At 33.7% G+C, this 18,844-nt stretch carries 15 protein-coding genes and 1 pseudogene; 6 read left to right on the top strand and 10 right to left on the bottom strand.

Translation table 11 applies throughout. The features are described 5' to 3' along the window. Window positions 1–5 precede the first annotated feature (5 nt). Window positions 6–473 carry an XAC2610-related protein gene (locus EDB96_RS19850; protein ID WP_128414920.1) on the bottom strand — a complete coding sequence of 156 codons (468 nt, stop codon included), beginning with the start codon at window positions 471–473 and terminating at the stop codon, window positions 6–8. Window positions 474–551: 78 nt separating this feature from the next. Then, window positions 552–2,351 carry an excinuclease ABC subunit UvrC gene (gene uvrC / locus EDB96_RS19845; protein ID WP_057115225.1) on the bottom strand — a complete coding sequence of 600 codons (1,800 nt, stop codon included), beginning with the start codon at window positions 2,349–2,351 and terminating at the stop codon, window positions 552–554. Window positions 2,352–2,486: 135 nt separating this feature from the next. On the opposite strand from uvrC, the gene EDB96_RS19840 reads away from it, so the two are divergent. From EDB96_RS19840 to EDB96_RS19830, 3 genes are all read left to right on the top strand, one after another. Further along, complete coding sequence (locus EDB96_RS19840; RefSeq protein ID WP_057115224.1) at window positions 2,487–3,467, top strand: succinylglutamate desuccinylase/aspartoacylase family protein; 981 nt, start codon at window positions 2,487–2,489, stop codon at window positions 3,465–3,467. Beyond that, the gene (locus EDB96_RS19835) at window positions 3,454–4,023 is read left to right on the top strand and encodes a 5-formyltetrahydrofolate cyclo-ligase (RefSeq protein ID WP_134142729.1); all 570 of its coding nucleotides are present in this window, start codon (window positions 3,454–3,456) and stop codon (window positions 4,021–4,023) included. The genes EDB96_RS19840 and EDB96_RS19835 overlap by 14 nt, the downstream gene beginning before the upstream one ends. 408 nt (window positions 4,024–4,431) lie before the next feature. Beyond that, window positions 4,432–5,979 (top strand): vWA domain-containing protein, encoded by a 1,548-nt coding sequence (locus EDB96_RS19830; protein WP_057115222.1) that lies wholly within the window; start codon window positions 4,432–4,434, stop codon window positions 5,977–5,979. A gap of 81 nt (window positions 5,980–6,060) precedes the next feature. Here the strand turns inward: EDB96_RS19830 and EDB96_RS19825 are convergent, their stop codons facing one another. The 8 genes from EDB96_RS19825 to EDB96_RS19790 all read right to left on the bottom strand — a co-directional run bounded on the left by EDB96_RS19825 (window position 6,061) and on the right by EDB96_RS19790 (window position 15,526). Then, the gene (locus EDB96_RS19825) at window positions 6,061–6,807 is read right to left on the bottom strand and encodes a tetratricopeptide repeat protein (RefSeq protein WP_134142728.1); all 747 of its coding nucleotides are present in this window, start codon (window positions 6,805–6,807) and stop codon (window positions 6,061–6,063) included. Between the two features lie 105 nt (window positions 6,808–6,912). Beyond that, window positions 6,913–8,658 (bottom strand): BatD family protein, encoded by a 1,746-nt coding sequence (locus tag EDB96_RS19820; RefSeq protein ID WP_134142726.1) that lies wholly within the window; start codon window positions 8,656–8,658, stop codon window positions 6,913–6,915. A 106-nt stretch (window positions 8,659–8,764) separates the two neighbouring features. Then, window positions 8,765–9,538: a tetratricopeptide repeat protein gene (locus EDB96_RS19815; RefSeq protein ID WP_134142725.1), complete on the bottom strand. Its 774-nt coding sequence runs from the start codon at window positions 9,536–9,538 to the stop codon at window positions 8,765–8,767. 132 nt (window positions 9,539–9,670) lie between these two features. Next, window positions 9,671–10,705 (bottom strand): vWA domain-containing protein, encoded by a 1,035-nt coding sequence (locus EDB96_RS19810; protein ID WP_057115965.1) that lies wholly within the window; start codon window positions 10,703–10,705, stop codon window positions 9,671–9,673. Between the two features lie 172 nt (window positions 10,706–10,877). After that, window positions 10,878–11,879, bottom strand: a complete 1,002-nt coding sequence (locus tag EDB96_RS19805; protein WP_057115218.1) for a vWA domain-containing protein — start codon at window positions 11,877–11,879, stop codon at window positions 10,878–10,880. Beyond that, window positions 11,879–13,513, bottom strand: a complete 1,635-nt coding sequence (locus tag EDB96_RS19800; RefSeq protein WP_134142724.1) for a hypothetical protein — start codon at window positions 13,511–13,513, stop codon at window positions 11,879–11,881. The genes EDB96_RS19805 and EDB96_RS19800 overlap by 1 nt, the downstream gene beginning before the upstream one ends. A gap of 64 nt (window positions 13,514–13,577) precedes the next feature. Beyond that, window positions 13,578–14,441 (bottom strand): DUF58 domain-containing protein, encoded by an 864-nt coding sequence (locus EDB96_RS19795; RefSeq protein ID WP_057115217.1) that lies wholly within the window; start codon window positions 14,439–14,441, stop codon window positions 13,578–13,580. A gap of 80 nt (window positions 14,442–14,521) precedes the next feature. Beyond that, window positions 14,522–15,526: an AAA family ATPase gene (locus tag EDB96_RS19790; RefSeq protein WP_017497457.1), complete on the bottom strand. Its 1,005-nt coding sequence runs from the start codon at window positions 15,524–15,526 to the stop codon at window positions 14,522–14,524. Between the two features lie 213 nt (window positions 15,527–15,739). On the opposite strand from EDB96_RS19790, the pseudogene EDB96_RS19785 reads away from it, so the two are divergent. The 3 genes and pseudogenes from EDB96_RS19785 (at window position 15,740) to EDB96_RS19775 (ending at window position 18,824) form a co-directional block, all read left to right on the top strand. Next, a pseudogene (locus EDB96_RS19785) lies at window positions 15,740–16,614 on the top strand (aldo/keto reductase family oxidoreductase). Window positions 16,615–16,816: 202 nt separating this feature from the next. Further along, complete coding sequence (locus EDB96_RS19780; RefSeq protein ID WP_057115215.1) at window positions 16,817–17,572, top strand: SDR family NAD(P)-dependent oxidoreductase; 756 nt, start codon at window positions 16,817–16,819, stop codon at window positions 17,570–17,572. A gap of 106 nt (window positions 17,573–17,678) precedes the next feature. Next, complete coding sequence (locus EDB96_RS19775; RefSeq protein ID WP_134142722.1) at window positions 17,679–18,824, top strand: ATP-binding protein; 1,146 nt, start codon at window positions 17,679–17,681, stop codon at window positions 18,822–18,824. Window positions 18,825–18,844: the final 20 nt, after the last annotated feature.

Below are 18,844 nucleotides of genomic sequence, written 5' to 3'. Positions count from 1 at the left end.
TTATCTTAGTAGGATTCTGTTTTTGCAAGTATTAATTTTTTGTTTCGATCATATTTCCAAATATCCTTGTGGGTTCTCGCGCCGCCTCTGCAGCTTGAGCTTAGTGTTTGTTTAGTTTTATCGACTTTTACATCGCAAAACATATCACATTTCGGATTGAAATTGGTTGGAAATTGTAAAGTGTCAAAATTTTTAGTTTTCTGATTAAAAATAAAAATCTGGTAAATCGTATAAACTCCCATTCCGTCGTCGGTATGAAAAGCAGCAAAGTCTGTAAAACCATCAAAATTATAATCGTTTACTTCCAAATGAGTTGGTTTTCCCGTAATAGACGTTTCGATATTTGTAATGATCTGGATTTTTCCGGTTTGAAAATTTTTGACTTCTATTGTCTGTTCGATTTCTTCGTTATCCGTGGAACCAGAATTGGTTTTCAAACTTATCTTGAATTTGCTTTTGTCTTTTTGTACCAAAGAAATATCATTTTGACTATACAAAATAGAGCAAAATAAACTTAAACAGATATGTAAAAAGTATTTTTTCAAAGTGAATTAGTTTTCTTTTGGATGATAAAAATCTACAATTTTTTTAGCCCTCGATGCCCCAACAACGGCCGAAATTTCTTTTTCTGTTGCTAGTTTCAATCTTTTAACACTTTTAAAATGTTGTATTAACGCGAGCATAGTTTTTTCGCCAATTCCAGGAATGCTTTCTACAGAAGAATTAAGCGCAGCTTTACTTCGTTTATCTCGGTGAAAAGTAATACCAAAACGGTGCGCCTCATTTCGTAATTGCTGAATGACTTTTAAGGTTTCAGATTTTTTATCCAGATATAACGGAATTGAATCACCTGGATAAAAAAGTTCTTCCAAACGTTTTGCAATTCCGATAATGGCAATTTTACCACGTAGACCCAACTCATCGATACTTTTTAGGGCAGATGACAATTGTCCTTTTCCACCGTCAATAATGATCAATTGAGGTAAAGGCTGATTTTCATCTAATAATCTTTTGTAACGGCGGTATACAATTTCGGTCATCGAAGCAAAATCGTCTGGACCTTCAACGGTTTTTACATTAAAATGGCGATAATCTTTTTTGCTTGGTTTTCCATCTTTAAAAACCACGCAGGCAGCAACAGGATTTGTTCCTTGTATGTTCGAGTTATCAAAACATTCTATATGTCGAGGCTCAACAGGAAGACGTAAATCTTTCTGCATCTGTGCCATAATTCTATTTACGTGACGATCTGGATCAACAATTTGTAATTGTTTCAATTGTTCGATGCGGTAGAATTTGGCATTTCTTATTGATAAATCTAAAATCTGTTTTTTGTCTCCGAGCTGCGGAACGGTTGTTTTGATGTTTTCGCCCAAATCCATTTCAAAAGGAACAATGATTTCTTTTGATAATAAATTAAAACGTTCACGAAGCTCTACAATTGCCAATTCTAATAGTTCTTCATCGCTTTCGTCGAGTTTTTTCTTGATTTCTAAAGTATGAGAACGAATGATGGAACCGTGAGAAATCTGCAGGAAGTTGACATAAGCTGCACTTTCGTCAGACACAATCGAGAAAACATCAACATTGGTAATTTTCGGATTTACAATCGTTGATCTGGATTGATAGTTTTCAAGAATTTCGATTTTTTCTTTGATTTTCTGCGCTTCTTCAAATTGTAAATTCTGCGCATAATTATTCATTAATTTCTTAAAATCCTTCAAGCTTTCTTTGAAATTTCCTTTTAGGATTTCGCGAATTGCGTTGACTTGTCTCTGGTATTCCTCTAAAGGTTCCAAACCTTCACACGGACCTTTGCAGTTTCCGATATGATATTCCAGACAAACCTTAAATTTTCCAGACTCAATATTCGATTTGCTCAAATCGTAATTGCAGGTTCTTAACGGATACAATTCTTTGATTAGATCCAAAATCGTATAAACCATCTTAAAATTGGTATAAGGACCGAAATATTCAGAGCCGTCTTTTACCATTCTTCGAGTTAAAAATATTCTCGAAAAAGGTTCTTTTTTAATACAAATCCAAGGATAACTTTTGTCATCGCGGAGCAAAACATTATATCGTGGCTGTAAAGTTTTAATTAAATTGTTTTCTAATAAAAGCGCATCAGTCTCTGTAGGAACAACAATATGTTTTATGGTTACAATTTTTCTAACCAGAACATTTGTTTTCCTTGTGTCGTGAATTTTATTGAAATATGAGGAAACCCTTTTTTTTAAATTTTTGGCTTTGCCAACATACAAGATTTTCCCGTCTTTATCATAATATTGATAAACACCTGGATTGTCTGGCAAGGTTAAAATTTGAAGATCTAAGGATGGTTTTTGCATTCTATATTGTTTCTGAAGATGTTCGAAAAGCTTTTCAAAAACCATTCCGATTTCTAAATGAAGCTTAACATTGATTTAGTTTCAAATTTACAAAATCAAAAGAATAATTTCTATATTTAGATTTTATAATTCTACATGAAAAATAGTACTCCATTGGTTATTTTTGGCGAATCGATTTTGCCGGGAGAACACAGAACGATAAACGTCGAAATTGCTCGATTACACACTACGACCAAACTGAACATCCCAGTTATTGTACGCCGTTCCAAGGTTGAAGGCCCAACGGTTTTGTTTTCTGCAGGAATTCACGGCGACGAAATAAATGGTGTCGAAATTGTCCGTCAGATCATCAGTAAAAAAATTAACAGACCTACTCGCGGAACAATAATCTGTATTCCGGTGATCAATATGTATGGTTTTGTGAATAAATCTCGCGAATTTCCAGACGGCCGTGACTTAAACCGCGTTTTTCCCGGAAGCAAAAAAGGTTCGCTTGCCAGTAGATTTGCGTATCATATTGTCGAAGAAATTCTGCCAATTCTAGATTATGCAGTCGATTTTCACGCGGGAGGAGCAAGTCGTTTCAATGCGCCTCAGATCAGAATCACCGAAAATAATCCCGAATTGAAAATTTTGGCAGACGTTTTTAATGCGCCTTTTACTTTATACTCTAAAAATATAAACGGTTCTTTTAGAAATACGTCTGAAAAAGCCAATGTCAAAATGCTTCTTTTTGAAGGCGGAAAATCATTGGATATTAATAACGAAATTGCCAATCAAGGTGTACTTGGAACCAAACGTTTATTGCATTATTTAAATATGCTCGATCCGAAACAAATAGTCGAGCCATCTCATGAGCCATCTATTTATATTAAACAATCGGTTTGGCTTCGGGCAAAATGTTCGGGGTTGCTGCACGATTTTAATTTGATCGGAAAATTTGTAACCAAAGGCACTATCTTAGCTATTATTACAGATCCATTTGGTAAATTTGAGCAAAAAGTAAAAGCACCACATGATGGTTTTGTAATTAATGCGAACCATTCTCCAATTGTTTACGAAGGCGACGCTATTTATCATTTATCTAAAAGTAATCCTGAAAATGTCTACGACTAAAAAAGAACTTCGAATTGAATATAAAAATTTCCGTAAGGCGCTTTCTTTTGATGAAGTAGAAGAAAAAAGTCTGGCAATTGCCAACCAATTGATTCAAATGCCAATTTGGGATAAAATTTATTATCATGTTTTTCTTCCTATTGAAGAACATAAAGAAGTCAATACCGAATTTATCCTGCATTTACTTTCTGGAAAAGACAAAGAAATCCTGATTTCTAAAAGTGACTTTGAAACTAGAAAAATGACTCACTTTTTATTGACTGATAATACCAAAATTAAAAAGAACGAATACAATATTCCAGAACCTGTAGATGGAATAGAAGTGCCTTCTTCTAAAATAGAAGTTGTTTTTGTGCCACTTTTGGCTTTTGATATTTTTGGAAACCGAATTGGATACGGAAAAGGTTTCTACGATAAATTTCTTGCCGAATGCAAACCCGAAACCATCAAAATCGGTCTTTCTTTTTTTGAAGCCGTAAATCAAATCGATGATGTTTTTGAGTCGGATATTAAATTGGATTACTGCGTTACGCCTGAGAGAATATATCAGTTTTAATTTCATAGTCCAATATTCTGTAGAGACGCACCGCAGTGCGTCTACACACAGAAATATAAAGTAATGCCACACATTAAAAGATTAAAAAGGATTAATCATTTCAAATCCATTAATCTGTGGCAAAAAAAATATCTCCAGTGCATCTAATATAATCTTTGTCGATCTACTTGACTTAGACGCACTGCGCTGCGTCTCTACAATTTACACGGAAAAGAAAAAAATATTTCACAGTAAATCCCTTTAAAAATCAAGGTTTTTAATTTTATTTCCACGTAAGAAAAACATTTGTAAATTTTTTGGCACGATTTTGCATACTCGAAAATTGCAAATAATTACTTCTAGTACATCCGGAATGCTAGTCCTTATTTGAAGCCTATAACCTTTTATAAATTTTTAAAAATTTACTTTATGAGAAATCTTAATTTCTTTATGATGGCATTCCTTGTACTTACTATTTTCAGCTGTAAGAAAGCATATGCACCAGACCAAAGTTACGAGACCGTTGATTCTGCTGCAGCTGTATCAGATGAAATTCCAGAGGAAATGTACATTGAACCGAACACAGAAAGCTACGCAGGCTTAGAAGAAAATCCGTTTGAATCTCCGCTTAAAGAACCACTTTCTACCTTTTCTATAGATGTTGATAATGCATCATACACTAATATTCGACGTTTTATTAATGAAGGGCAGAAAGTCCCAAAAGATGCCGTGCGTGTTGAAGAAATGATTAATTTCTTCAAATATAAATATCCACAGCCAGATGGGCAGCATCCTTTTGCTATAAACACAGAATACAGCGACTGTCCGTGGAATACAAACAGCAGACTGCTAAAAATTGGTTTGCAGGGAAAGAACATTCCCATGGCAAATTTGCCCGCTACTAATCTCGTTTTTTTAGTAGATGTTTCTGGTTCTATGGATGAATCGAACAAACTGCCCTTGCTAAAAGAATCAATGAAAATTTTGGTAAAAGAGCTTCGCAGTATCGATAAAGTTTCTATTGTCGTTTATGCAGGTTCGGCTGGTGTTGTTTTAGAGCCAACTTCTGGTAACAATAAAGATGAAATTATGGATGCTTTTGATGACTTGCATGCAGGAGGAAGCACAGCAGGAGGCGAAGGAATTGAATTAGCTTACAAACTAGCACAGGAAAATTTCATAAAAGAGGGAAATAATAGAGTAGTGATAGCTACTGATGGTGACTTTAATGTTGGCGCTTCCAGTGATGATGATATGCTGAAATTAATTGAAGAAAAAAGAAACTCTGGTGTGTTTTTAACTGTTTTAGGTTTCGGAATGGGGAATTACAAAGATTCTAAAATGGAAATCTTAGCCGATAAAGGCAACGGAAATTACGCTTATATCGATAATATTCAAGAAGCGAATCGTTTTCTAGGAAAAGAATTTAAAGGTTCGATGTTTGCTATTGCGAAAGATGTAAAAATTCAAATTGAATTTAATCCTAAACACGTTCAAGCATATCGATTGATTGGTTATGAAAACCGAAAACTCAATGCAGAAGATTTTAAAAATGATAAAATTGATGCGGGCGAATTAGGAAGCGGACACTCCGTTACAGCTTTGTATGAAATTATTCCAGTTGGAGTAGAAAGTAATTACGTTCCATCTGATTTGAAATATACTAAAACACAAAAAGGAGATGGAAATTACAGTGATGAATTGGCAACCGTAAAATTCAGATATAAAAAACCTGATGGCGATAAAAGTATTGAAATAGTAAATGTAATAGCAGATAGGAAAACAGACCTTCAAAACAGTTCTCCTGATTTTAAATTTACAACCGCAGTTTCTTGGTTCGGATTAAAATTACGCGATTCAAAATATATTACCAGCAGTTCTGCGTCAGACATTAAAAAATTAGCAAAGTCTGGTTTGTATAATGATGAAGATGGTTACAGAGCAGAATTTATAAGATTGGTTGATGCTGTAAACTAATTAGAAACTCCAAAAAACAAAAATTCCAAACTCCAGTTTAACATTGGAATTTGGAATTTTTTATTTGAATATTTTTAAATTTTACTTTACTTCTTTAATAGTTGAAGAATCAATCCAGCCTTGAGTTCCGTCTGTTAATTCTACTTTTTTCCATCCTGCAACGCTTTCTAGAACATAAACTTTTGCTCCTTCGTGTAATAGAATAATACCATTTGCTGATTTTTGTGGTTCCTTTCGAACTTGGCTTAATTCAGAAAAAACAATGGCAACACGATCATTGTCAAAATGACTTTTTTCAGACATGCCAGCTGAAATACTTAAACCTAAAGCAATCAAAACAACAAACATTCCAACGAAATAAATTCTTTTTGCAAGTGTAGCATTCGAAAAATAATACCCAATAAAACTCAACAAAAATACAAAACCAAGCGCAACAGAAATTTTGGCCCAAGTATTATAGTCAAAAATAGAAGTAAAGTTTTGAATCAGTTTTGCAAAACCAACTTTAGGAACTTCTTTAATTTCATCGATTGTCAGCTTTTTGGCAAACTTTAAATTGTTTAAAGTCTCAGGATCGTTTGGTTTTAAAACCAAAGCTTTTTCATAATTATAAATAGAAGGTGCAACTTGATTTAGTTTATAGTAACAGTTTCCAAGATTAAAATACAATTCAGCCGAATGTAATTTATCCTCTTTAATGATGTTTTCATAAACCTGTGCAGCTTCTTTATATTGCCCCTTTTCGTATAAAGCATTTCCTGCTTCAAAGCGCCCCTGCGCAAAGAAAACCTGTGAGATTAACAAAAAGAAATATAATATGTTTTTCATTTTCAAAATATGTAATAAGATTTTCAACTTTGCGAACTTAAATTCATCGAAATCTAAATCAATTTTCTTAGCTCCCGATAGCTATCGGGATTGCGGTAAAAAAAATTAAACAATCTGTTTTTCTAACTCAGAAATAATCAACACCGCTTTATCATAATCTTGCTGGATTGAAGCGCTCGATGCTGGTGCATAGCGTGCAAACTCACAGTTTTCTGTCAAAGCAATAAAGTTTTGTACGGTTTCTGGGTTTGCATTTCTAGACAATAACAATTCTCTAATATTGTCTTTACTCATTTCTGAGGTTTCAATATGCAGTTTAGCTTTCAAGAAATTATGCATTGCTTTTTCCAGTGCAATATAGAAAGGCTCTTTATTGTTAAGATGTTTCTTCGCCTGCGATAAATATTTCTTCGCTAGTTTATTGTTCATTCTAATTCTATTTCCAGTAACGTCACTGTCAATAGCTTCTTTTTTCTTCTTAGCTAAAATAATCAGCGGAATGATGATGAACGGAGCAAATAATAATCCTAAATATAAATCGGAACCATAAAAATCTTTTTTAGCGATACCAACTAATATTGTTTTAGGTTTGATGTTTTTAAATTGTTCTGTTTTGACAGCTATATTTTTAGCAGTACTTCCAGTATTTGCTTCTGCAGGTGTTGGACCATCTAAAACATCCACCATAATCTCTTTTGAAGTGATGGTTTTATAAGTGCCCGAACTCAAATCAAAGTATGAAAACTGCATTGGCTTAATAGCATACTTTCCTTTGTACTGCGGAATGATGGTATATTTATCTGTGATTCTTCCAGACATTCCAGCTAATGATGTTGTTACTTTTTCATCATGAACAGGATCATACATTTCTAATGCATTTGGAACAACTGGTTTAGGAAGAGTAAACAACTTCATGTTTCCGGTTCCCTGTGCACTTACAATTAAGTCGAGACTTTCGCCATTTTTAAGTGTTGTTTTAGAAGGCGTAACTGTAAAGTTCAGTCTTCCAACAGCACCAGTAAATCCTTCTGGTTTTGTGCTTTCAGGAAGCGGTCTTACATTTATTGTTTTAGCTCCTGCTGAAACTACTTTATTATCCTCCGTAATAATCATTTGTCCAAACATATCGCGGCGATTTGTTGGTAATTGCACGCCAATATCAAGTGAAAGAGGTTCAATTGTTAGTTTTCCAGCTTTTTGAGGATACAAAATCGCTTTTTTCAGGATTACATAATAACATCTCTGTCCTTGGTAATTTCCTTCTTCAATAGACAATTGTTTTATGTCAATATTTTGATTCCAGAAATCATTGTATTTTGGTTTTGCCAGTTCTTTAAATCCAGTAACACCAATGTTGTTGAAATACAGTTTGTAAACAACTGTAATTGGTTCATTTAGATATGGATTTGTTTTTGAAATTTCAGCAACTAAATTCAACAATTCGTTTCCAGATCCTGGAGGTCTGTCACTTGGATCTCTTTCCTGAGCTACAGCATTGGTAACCGTAACCTTAATCGGATTTGTTTTATAGATCTGCCCGTTGTATTCTATTGCGGCTTGTTTGATCGTTACAGCGCCTTTTCTCTCAGGCTGTAAAATATAAGAGTAAATTTTCTGAAAAGAGCTTCGACCATTGATCCAAGATTGGCTAATCTGCTGGCTTGGTCCCGCAACAAGTTTAAAACCGTCAAAAGAAGGCTGTTCGAAATTATCTCCGTCAACATTCATAATGAAGTCTATACGAAGTCTTTCGTTCAGTCCAAGCGTATTTTTGCTGACTCTGGCTTCAAATTGTACTTGAGCCATAAGTCCTTGAAAAGCGAGTAGAAATAGAATTAAATATCTTTTCATTTAATTTTTTAATCGTTTTTTTATGTTAAATCGTTTAATCGTTATTTGTTTAATCCGTTTTACTTGATCAAATAAACAAATTAACGGTTAAACGATTAAACTTATTTTACCAGTCTTTTTCTGTTTTCTTAGGATTGCCTTTTACTTTCTGCGCGTTTACTTTATCCTGAATTTTCTTTTCTTCATTGTTAACGGCATCTAATAAATTTTGGACACGTTCTTTTGATATTCCTCCAGGCTGCGGTTTTGGCTGTCCTTGATTGTCAGACTTGTCGTCTTTCTTCGGATCGTTTTTACCGTCTTTTTTGTCTTTATCTTTGTCGCCTTTATCGTCTTTTTTATCCTTGTCTTTGTCCTTATTATCTTTATTCTTGTCCTTGTCTTTATCTTTGTTTTTATCCTTGTCTTTATTCTTGTCCTTGTCTTTATCTTTGTTTTTATCGTTTTTCGGCGGATTCTCTTTTAGTTTTTGTTTCGCGTAAGCATAGTTATAACGTGTTTCATCATCTGTCGGATCATTACGTAAAGCTTGTTTGTATGCTTCAACTGCCTGCGTATAATCTTTCTCTTTCATGAAAACGTTTCCAAGATTATGATAAGCTTTGTGTTTTTCAGGTCTGGTTTTGGCATTTTTTATTGCTTTCGCGTAAGCAAACTTAGCCTCTGAAACTTGATTTTGTCTATAAATAGTATTTCCTAAATTATATGGCGCTGTTGATCTTTTAGGAAATTTTGATTCCGAAATTCTATAGTTTGCCTCAGCATCAACAAATTTATTCTGTTTATATTCTTCATTGGCAGCAGGCAATGATTTGTCTTTCTCTTGGGCAGAAACCGCCAAAGAAACCGTGAGTAAAATATAAAGAAGTAAATTTTTCATTCTTGTTTTTTATTTTTGTTTGCCACGAATCTCAGTAATTGACACTAATTAGTTTTGTTTTTTTGTGTTTGAATTTCACAAAATAACCAATTTGTTTTCGTGTAAATTCGAGCAATTTGTGGCTAACTTTTTTTATTTCTTTTCGTTAAATAAATCCAATTCTTTGATCCAGCTTGTTTTTCTTTCTAATAAGAAAATGTCTAGAAACAGTAATAAAAATGCAAATCCGATAAACCACTGAAACTGCGATTGAAATTCGGCCATTTGCGTTGCTTCAAATTCTGTTTTCTGAATATTGTTCAAAGCATTTTTTACATATTCTAAAACTTCTTTAGTGCTTCCGCCGTAAACATAACCCCCTTTAGTTGCTTTTGCAATTGTTTTTAAACCTTCTTGATTTAGTTTTGTGGTTACAGTTTGTCCGTTTTGATCTTTTTGGTAACCTCTTACAACACCATTTTCTTTTAAAGGAATTGTTCCTCCTCGTTCTGTTCCAACACCAATTGTAATGATTTTCATTCCTAATTTATTGGCTTCTTCTGCAGCAGCGGCAGCACCTTCAGAATGATCTTCTCCGTCAGAAATTAGAATTAATAATTTGCTGGTTTTACTTTTTTCATCAAAATAAGTTGAAGATAATCGGATTGCTTCATCTAACGATGTTCCTTGTGAGGAAACCATATCTGGACTCATACTTTGCAAGAACATTTTGGCAACACTGTAATCTGATGTTATCGGTAAAACAGGAAAGGCGCTCCCCGCGTATGCCACAATCCCAATTCTGTCACTTCCTAAGTTGTTAATGATCTGAGAGACTAATTGTTTACTCTTATCTAAACGGCTTGGTGCAATGTCCTCGGCAAGCATACTTTTAGAAACATCGACTGCAAAAACAATGTCAATACCTTCTCGTTTAACAGTTTCCATTTTGGTTCCAATCTTTGGGTTAACCAAACCAATAATTAGGCAGGTAAGCGCCAAAAGAATCACGACTATTTTTAAAACAGGTTTAAAAACTGATTTCTCTGGACTCAATCTTTTTACCATTTCCAAATCACCAAATTCGCGTTGTTTTCTTCTTTTCCAATACATATTGAAAAGGAAAATACACACCACAATTGGGAGTAGTAATAAGAGATATAAATATTTTTTTTCGTCTAATTCCATAAATTTTCTTAAATTCCAATATTGAAAATCCAAATTCCAAACTTTGGAGTTATTAAATTTCAATCTTTCAAATTTTAACTTTTGCTTTTATTATTTAAGTATCCAATTTTAGATTCTCAATTTCAACTTGGAATTTGGAATTTTAAAATTTGGAATTTTTGATTTTAAAAAATCAAATAAAGCTTCTGTAAACTGTATTTCTTAAGCCAACTTCAAGCAATAATAAAAAGGCTGCAAATAAAACAAAACCTCTGTATTTTTCATCATAATCATAGAACTTCAATTCCTGAATTTCTGTTGTTTCCAGTTTGTTGATTGACTTATAGATCTCAGCTAATCTATCGTTGCTTGTTGCTCTAAAATAGGTTCCGTCTGTTTTTCGGGCAATATTTTTCATCAGTCTTTCGTCGATTTCAACTTTTTGCATTTTGAATAAGAAACCTCCGTTTGGTGCGTATGCGTATGGAGATTCAGCCATTCCGTTTGTACCAAGACCAATCGTGTATACTTTTATTCCGTATTGTTTGGCAATGTCGGCAGCAGTTTCCGGCTCGATAAATCCGGCATTGTTTACACCATCGGTAAGTAAAATAATTACACGGCTTTTGGCTTTACTATCTTTTAAACGATTTACCGCAGTTGCTAATCCCATTCCAATTCCAGTTCCGTCTTGGAGAACTGTATCGTATTTAATACCTTTTATGGCTTCAAGAATAATTGCTTTATCGCTTGTAACAGGAGTTTTAGTATAAGCTTCAGAAGCATATAAAACCAATCCGATTCTGTCATTTGGTCTTTCTTCAACGAAATCGGCAGCAACTCTTTTCAAAGCTTCCATACGATTAGGCTTTAAATCTTTTGCCAGCATAGATCCAGAAACGTCAATTGCCATTACAATATCAATACCTTTTGTTGTTTTAGTTTGATTGCTGATATCTACAGTTCTTGGACGTGCCAATGCAATGATTAATGAGCTTAAAGCTAAAATTCTAAAAACATATAAGCACGGTCTTAATTTGACCAATAAAGATTCGCTGTTTTGAAAACCTGCGGTCGAGCTCATTTTTAAAGTAGCCAACTGCTGGTTGCGTTTCAATAAAAACCAAATTATAGCAATCGGAATTAAAAGGAACAACCAAAGAAATTCTGGATTTAAAAAAGTGATCTTACTCATTAGTTGTTTGCTCTTTGAAGTTCAACAGAATTTAATACTCGGGTTGTGATTTCATTAGCATACGTATCACCTTCTTCATGTAAAATCAGGATTTGCTGTAAACCTTGATCTTGCTTGAAAAGCAATAACTCATAATATGCTTTTGTACTCGTTTTAGTTTCTGGGTTCAGAATAGTCATTGTTCCGTAACCTTTTACTCCCTGAATACCTTCATTAGTTTGAAAATCTTCTTGTTTTACAATAATATTTTGTCCGCCTTGAGCTTCAATAATTTTTAATGAACCTTCAAGCGCTTTAGATAAATCTATATCTGTTGGCTGTTTAAATTTACTTGTAGAAACTGCAATATAGAAATTGTCAATCATACTTCCATATACAAAAAGCTGCATTTCTTTAATTAATGCCATTGCTTCTTTTGGCAGTACTTTTTCTGTATCAACTCGTTTTAAAACTTTTGGAGTTTCAATAAGAACGGCTGGATTTCCGTATGCACTTTTTACCCATTCGCCTTCTAATAATTCTTTAGAAGGATGACCAATTATATTGTCTTTTACGTAATTGAAACCTTTAGTAACCACGAAATAAGTTGTCGTTGCCGTTAATAAAAACACAACAGCTGCAACGGCATAACCAATTCGTGCATTTCGTTTTTTACGAAGCTGTGCTTGAATTTGTTTTTGTCTTTGCGCTTCATTCAATAATTGATCTTCAACATCTTCTGGAACTTCTGTCGGGATTGCATTATCAAGCGTTAAAATTACTTTCTGAATTTTGTTTCTGTCTTCTGTAATTTCAAATTCTAATGGTTTAGATTTTGCAAATTTTACCAAATCGGCTTGACGTAAAACACGTTCTAAATTCTCAACCGTTTCCGGCGTAAGCGTCATTTTCTTTTGAGTTGAGGCTGTTCTAATTGCCTGAATCAATTCAGAAGTTGTACTTTCCATTGCTGGAATATGGATAGCTTCTTCGATATAATTTCTAGCGATATCGGTTAATTCGCTATAATATTCTTTAATTTCTCCTTTTTGAACAAGTTCTTTTTTCTCTAAGTTGTTCAATAAACTTGTCGCTTTTTCGATAGGTGTTTTATAAACTTCCTCTTCAATTTTTTTCAGCTGGCGTTTTTTAACGTACCAGTAAACAAAAGCCCCAATTCCGATAATTACTAGAACAATTAAAACGTAAATCCACCAATTTCCTATTCCTTCATCTACAGAAGAAATATCTTTGATGTCGTACATTTTCTGCTGTAAAGTATCGACTTTTACATTGGCAACTTCAACTTTAATAGAATCTGTAAAGAAAGGTTTTTTATCAATTAAAATTTTGATGCTTGGAATTGTATAACGACCAGAATCAAACTGCGTTAAACCATATTTTTTGATTAACTCATAAGTGTCATCTTTCTTAACAGTATCAACTGGATAAGACTGAATTACTTCTAAAGCACCAATATTCTTAAGTTTCGGAAATTCAACTTTTGATTTTGAGTTTACAACAGTTTTAAGTGTCAGTTTAAACTCTGCACCAATTTTGTTTTTTGTGGTATCAATGCTTGTTTCTACTGGTTTCTGCTGGGCAAAAATCATAGTAGAAAAGAACAATAAAAATATATAAAGTTTAAATTTCATTTGATTAACGATTGTTGATTTTAGATTAACGATTTTTGATTTGTTAATCAAAATTGCCAGATTTTTATCGTGATTTGAAATAGCCTAATAGTTTAGTAACGTAATTTTCGTCTACTCTGGTATTTACAATTCCTGCTCCAGATTTACGGAATGTATCTTTAAAATAATTCAATTTGTCTTGATAATGTTTCTCATAATTTAGACGAACTGTTTTTGAACCTGTATCAACCAATTGTATTTTTCCAGTTTCAGCATCCAGCATTGGTACCATTCCTAAATTTGGAATTTTTTCTTCGCGGATATCGTATACTCGAACACCTGTAATGTCGTGTTTTTTGGAAGCAATTTTTAAAGTATGCTCATAAGAATCAGACATGAAATCTGAAATCATGAAAATAATGGCTTTCTTCTTTTGAGTTCCAGATAAAAACTTTAGAGCCTGTGCAATGTCTGTTTTATTGCTTTTTGGTTCAAATTCGATCAATTCGCGAATGATGCGAAGCACGTGCGAACGTCCTTTTTTTGGCGGAATATATAGTTCTACAGTATCAGAAAATAATATTAAACCAATTTTGTCATTATTCTGTGTAGCCGAAAAAGCCATCGTTGCCGCAATTTCGGTTACGATGTCTTTCTTGAATTGATTTTTAGAACCAAAAGATTCCGAACCCGAAATATCAACCATTAGAACCATGGTCAATTCGCGTTCTTCTTCAAATACTTTAACGTGAGCTTCGTTATAGCGTGCGGTCACATTCCAATCGATGTTACGAATATCATCTCCGTATTGGTATTGACGCACCTCGCTAAACGTCATTCCTCGTCCTTTAAATGAAGAGTGGTATTCTCCCGAAAAGATATGATTGCTCAGTCTTTTCGTTTTGATTTCTATTTTCCGTACTTTTTTTAAAAGCTCTTTTGTATCCATTTTATTTGTTTAAAGTTTAAAGTTTAAAAGTTTCAAGTTAGTCTTGCAACAACTTGAAACCTGAAACTTGAAACAAATTTTTAAGGTACCTCAATCTCGTTAACGATTTTGTTGATAATGTCTACAGAAGTAATGTTTTCTGCTTCTGCTTCGTAAGTAATTCCAACTCTGTGACGTAAAACATCGTGAACTACAGCACGAACGTCCTCTGGAATTACATATCCGCGGCGTTTGATAAAAGCGTAACATTTTGCAGCATTAGCCAAATTGATACTTCCACGAGGAGAAGCTCCAAAACTAATAAGCGGTTTTAAGTCGGCTAATTTATATTTTTCAGGGTAACGCGTTGCGAAAATAATATCTAGGATGTATTTCTCGATTTTTTCGTCCATGTAAACTTCACGAACTGCTTCTTGCGCACGTAGAATCTGTTCAACAGAAACTACAGGATTTACTTTTTCGTAAGATCCTTTTAAGTTTTGACGAATTACAAAACGCTCTTCATCAATTTTTGGATAGTCAATAACTGTTTTCAGCATGAAACGGTCAACTTGTGCTTCTGGAAGCTGGTATGTTCCTTCTTGTTCCACTGGGTTTTGTGTTGCAAGTACTAAAAACGGACGGTCTAATTTAAAAGTAGTGTCACCAATGGTAACTTGTTTTTCCTGCATTGCCTCTAATAAAGCTGATTGAACCTTTGCCGGCGCACGGTTAATCTCATCGGCAAGTACGAAATTAGCAAAAATAGGTCCCTTTTTAATAGAGAATTCATTTGCTTTAATATTGTAAATCATGGTTCCGATAACATCGGCAGGTAATAAATCCGGCGTAAACTGGATACGGCTGAAAGAACCTTGAACCGCTTGTGATAATGTATTTATAGCTAAAGTTTTTGCAAGACCTGGCACTCCTTCCAGTAAAATATGTCCTTGGCCAAGCAATCCGATTAATAAACGCTCGACCATATGTTTCTGGCCCACAATAACTTTGTTCATTTCCATTGTAAGAAGGTCTATAAAAGCACTTTCTCTTTCAATTTTTTCATTTATCGCTCTAATGTCTAAAGTCGTTGTATTTTCTTCCATATAAATATTTTTAAAAACCTTGATTTGTACGCCTGTTTTTTGAGAGTGCAAATTGAATATTTTTTAAGAAGTAAGATGTTAAAGAATGGTTAAAACTTCGACCAATGACCTAATTTTAAGGACTAATTGTGAATCTATTTTTATATTTTTAAGAACTTTGATGATTATGTTTTATTAAAGCATAATTATTACCAAAAATAACGCATAACTATTATGAGCAAAACGGTCTTATCGCCTATAATTTCGGGCACTATGAATTGGGAGTTTGGGATAAAAACCTTACAACCAAAGAAATGGAAAACATGATACAAGTGAGTATCGAAAACAAAATTACGACTTTTGATCACGCGGATATTTACGGATCTTATACGACCGAAGCCGATTTTGGAAAAGCCTTTCACGCCAGTAAAATTGATCGTGAAAAATTACAATTAATTACCAAGTGCGGTATTCAAATGATTGCTGAAAAACGCCCTGAAAACAAAATCAAACATTACGATTATTCGAAAGACTATATTATTAAGTCGGTTGAAGGATCTTTGAAAAAACTGAAAACAGATTATGTAGATGTTTTTTTACTGCACAGACCAAGTCCGTTAATGCAGGCAGACGAAATCGCAGAAGCGGTTGAAAAATTAAAAGGTGAAGGAAAAATAATTGATTTTGGACTTTCGAATTTTACCAGTTCACAAACCGAATTAATTCGTCAGAAAACAGAAGTAAGTTATAATCAAGTACAATTTTCTGCAACTCATTATGACGCCATGTTAGATGGAAGTTTAGATTATATGCAGACTCACGGAATTCGTCCGTTGTCATGGAATCCGCTTGGAACTGTTTTTAGAGAAGATACTAAACAAACCCGCCGTTTGAAAAAATTATTTTCAACGTTAGTAGAAAAATACCATTTAGGTTCTGATACGCTTTTATTGGCTTGGATTTTAAAACATCCTGCAAAAGTAATTCCTATTGCTGGAACGGTAAATATCGCTAGAATTCAATCTTTAATGAAAGCTGTTGAACTAGAAATGGATACAGAAGACTGGTTCGCCATCTGGACAGAAAGCATGGGCGACGATGTGCCTTAATTTTTAGTTTTTCAGTCGCAGTGACAGTATTCAGTATTATCTGAGTAGAAAAAAATAAACACATAGAAACATAGATTTATGATTGCTTTGGAAAAGAGAATTTTAGCGTTTCACTTACACATAGCTATATGAATTATGCAAATGAAATGCCTTTCAAAGTAAGTAAACTATGCCTCTATGTGTTAAAAACAAAATATTTAAAATGAAAAAAACAGTTTTAATTACTGGTGCTACAAGCGGAATTGGAAAGGCAACCGCTCAAATTCTAGCAAAAAACAATTATAAAGTTATTCTTTGCGGAAGACGTAAAGACCGTTTGGAAGAACTTCAAAAAGAACTTTCTGCTTTTACAGAAGTGCATTCTTTAGCATTTGATGTTCGTAACAAAGAGGAGGTTTTAGAAAAAATAGGTGCTTTGCCAAACGATTTTTCTACGATTGACGTTTTAATTAATAACGCTGGTAATGCCCACGGTTTAGATCCGATTCAAAATGGAGATTTAGACGATTGGGATGCTATGATTGACATTAATGTAAAAGGACTTTTGTATGTTTCAAAAGCGATAATTCCGCAAATGGTTGAAAGACAATCTGGACATATTATTAATATTGGTTCTACTGCTGCGAAAGAAGTTTACCCAAACGGAAACGTATATTGCGGTTCGAAACATGCCGTTGATGCTATAACTGCAGGAATGCGAATTGATTTAAATCCTTTCGGAATCAGAGTTGGAGGAATTCATCCGGGAATGGTTGCAACAGAATTCAGTGAAGTTCGTTTTAAAGGAGATGTCGAAAGAGCCGCAAACGTGTACAAAGGATTTGATCCGCTGCAGGCCGAAGATATTGCTGATATTATTCATTTTGTAGTTTCAAGGCCTTATCATGTTAATATCGCAGACTTGGTAGTTATGAGTACGGCGCAGGCATCTTCTACGATTGTGAAGAAAAATATTTAAATTAGATTGATAGACTTCTTAGAAAGTTAGATCTTTAGATTAATTTAGAAATCTGAAAACCAATATCTAAGAAGTCTAAAATCTAACTTTCTAAGGAGTCTAAATAATGATTAATAAACGCCTTTTGATAAAGAATTTGCTTGCTCACAATGATGAGAGCAGTTTTTATGATAAAAAAAGGCAGCTGAATCTTCATTCTCGAGAAGGAAAAGGCAAGTTTCTCAAACACATTTGTGCATTATCAAACTCCAATCCCAATAATAATTCTTATATCGTTGTTGGAGTTGAAGATCAGGATAATGAAATTGTCGGCGATGATTTTTTTGATGACAGCCGAATTCAGAATCTTGTAAATGCTTTTTTAGAAAATCCGCCTAAAATTCAATACGAAAATGTCCCTTTTCCAAATCTTCCAAAAGATAAAGTGATTGGTCTGGTTACTATAAAACCAAAAAGTAAAGTTTCTTATTTTAAAAAAGGAATTCATACCATTCTTGCTAATAGTGTTTTTATAAGGCGAGGCAGTAATTCGATTCCGCTGGAAAGTGGGGAAGAGGTTGAAAAAAACTATCAGAATACAGAAACTGTAATCGGAATTGAAAATAGTTCTCGAAACAGCATTCAATATACTTTAGACGGTGTTATTGATTTTATGAATTTCAGGCATAAAGATATGTCGCCGAAATATCATGTTTTTAAAGAATTATTTGTGATTTGCTGGGCTGGTGTTCCCAAAAAATTACGGGATAAAACGTATTTGTCACGAGTTGATATCGAACTAATTAATGAGCAGATTAAACTTTTCTATTCTGCTCAGGATGTTGTCACCATTTTTTATGATGATGATAGTTTTACGATTACAGAATATGTGCCGCTTGGCTTAAATGATAAAACGAGTTATTATCCGCTGGAAGAACAAACTATTCATTTTTTTGACAATGGTTACTATAAAATAGACCGTCAAATGCTTTTTCAGCCGCCAGAATTCAACAGGAAAATGTTGTATCATATATACAATGCGAATATGGCTTTGTTGGCTAAACTTCAAAAAAATATCATATTGTCTGAACGTGAAATGAAGGATTTAGAAAACCTGCCTTCTACGTTTATGATTTGTCATCTAAATGGTTTTGAAGAAGCAAGACAAAAGCTCATAGATGCCAAATTGCTTTTAAAACCTTATAAAAATGTTTATTCTTCTTTTAAAGAAGCACTTCGTGTTTTACGTAAAATGAAGTATGATGTTCAATAAAGAGGTGCAGAGGTTCAGAG

Source organism: Flavobacterium sp. S87F.05.LMB.W.Kidney.N, from assembly GCF_004366435.1.
In the GTDB taxonomy this organism is placed as follows: Bacteria; Bacteroidota; Bacteroidia; order Flavobacteriales; family Flavobacteriaceae; genus Flavobacterium.
The sequence above is the reverse complement of the archived record's forward strand: the minus strand, read 5'-3'. Positions and strand labels throughout refer to the sequence as shown.

Excerpts from the sequence above, each read along its gene's own strand:
- EDB96_RS19835 (WP_134142729.1), top strand. The coding sequence starts at position 3,454 with ATGTCTACGACTAAAAAAGAACTTCGAATTGAATATAAAAATTTCCGT.
- EDB96_RS19775 (WP_134142722.1), top strand. The coding sequence starts at position 17,679 with ATGATTAATAAACGCCTTTTGATAAAGAATTTGCTTGCTCACAATGAT.
- EDB96_RS19830 (WP_057115222.1), top strand. The coding sequence starts at position 4,432 with ATGAGAAATCTTAATTTCTTTATGATGGCATTCCTTGTACTTACTATT.
- EDB96_RS19795 (WP_057115217.1), bottom strand. The coding sequence starts at position 14,441 with ATGGATACAAAAGAGCTTTTAAAAAAAGTACGGAAAATAGAAATCAAA.
- EDB96_RS19810 (WP_057115965.1), bottom strand. The coding sequence starts at position 10,705 with ATGGAATTAGACGAAAAAAAATATTTATATCTCTTATTACTACTCCCA.
- EDB96_RS19790 (WP_017497457.1), bottom strand. The coding sequence starts at position 15,526 with ATGGAAGAAAATACAACGACTTTAGACATTAGAGCGATAAATGAAAAA.
- EDB96_RS19840 (WP_057115224.1), top strand. The coding sequence starts at position 2,487 with ATGAAAAATAGTACTCCATTGGTTATTTTTGGCGAATCGATTTTGCCG.
- uvrC (WP_057115225.1), bottom strand. The coding sequence starts at position 2,351 with ATGCAAAAACCATCCTTAGATCTTCAAATTTTAACCTTGCCAGACAAT.
- EDB96_RS19805 (WP_057115218.1), bottom strand. The coding sequence starts at position 11,879 with ATGAGTAAGATCACTTTTTTAAATCCAGAATTTCTTTGGTTGTTCCTT.
- EDB96_RS19825 (WP_134142728.1), bottom strand. The coding sequence starts at position 6,807 with ATGAAAAACATATTATATTTCTTTTTGTTAATCTCACAGGTTTTCTTT.
- EDB96_RS19820 (WP_134142726.1), bottom strand. The coding sequence starts at position 8,658 with ATGAAAAGATATTTAATTCTATTTCTACTCGCTTTTCAAGGACTTATG.
- EDB96_RS19800 (WP_134142724.1), bottom strand. The coding sequence starts at position 13,513 with ATGAAATTTAAACTTTATATATTTTTATTGTTCTTTTCTACTATGATT.
- EDB96_RS19780 (WP_057115215.1), top strand. The coding sequence starts at position 16,817 with ATGAAAAAAACAGTTTTAATTACTGGTGCTACAAGCGGAATTGGAAAG.
- EDB96_RS19815 (WP_134142725.1), bottom strand. The coding sequence starts at position 9,538 with ATGAAAAATTTACTTCTTTATATTTTACTCACGGTTTCTTTGGCGGTT.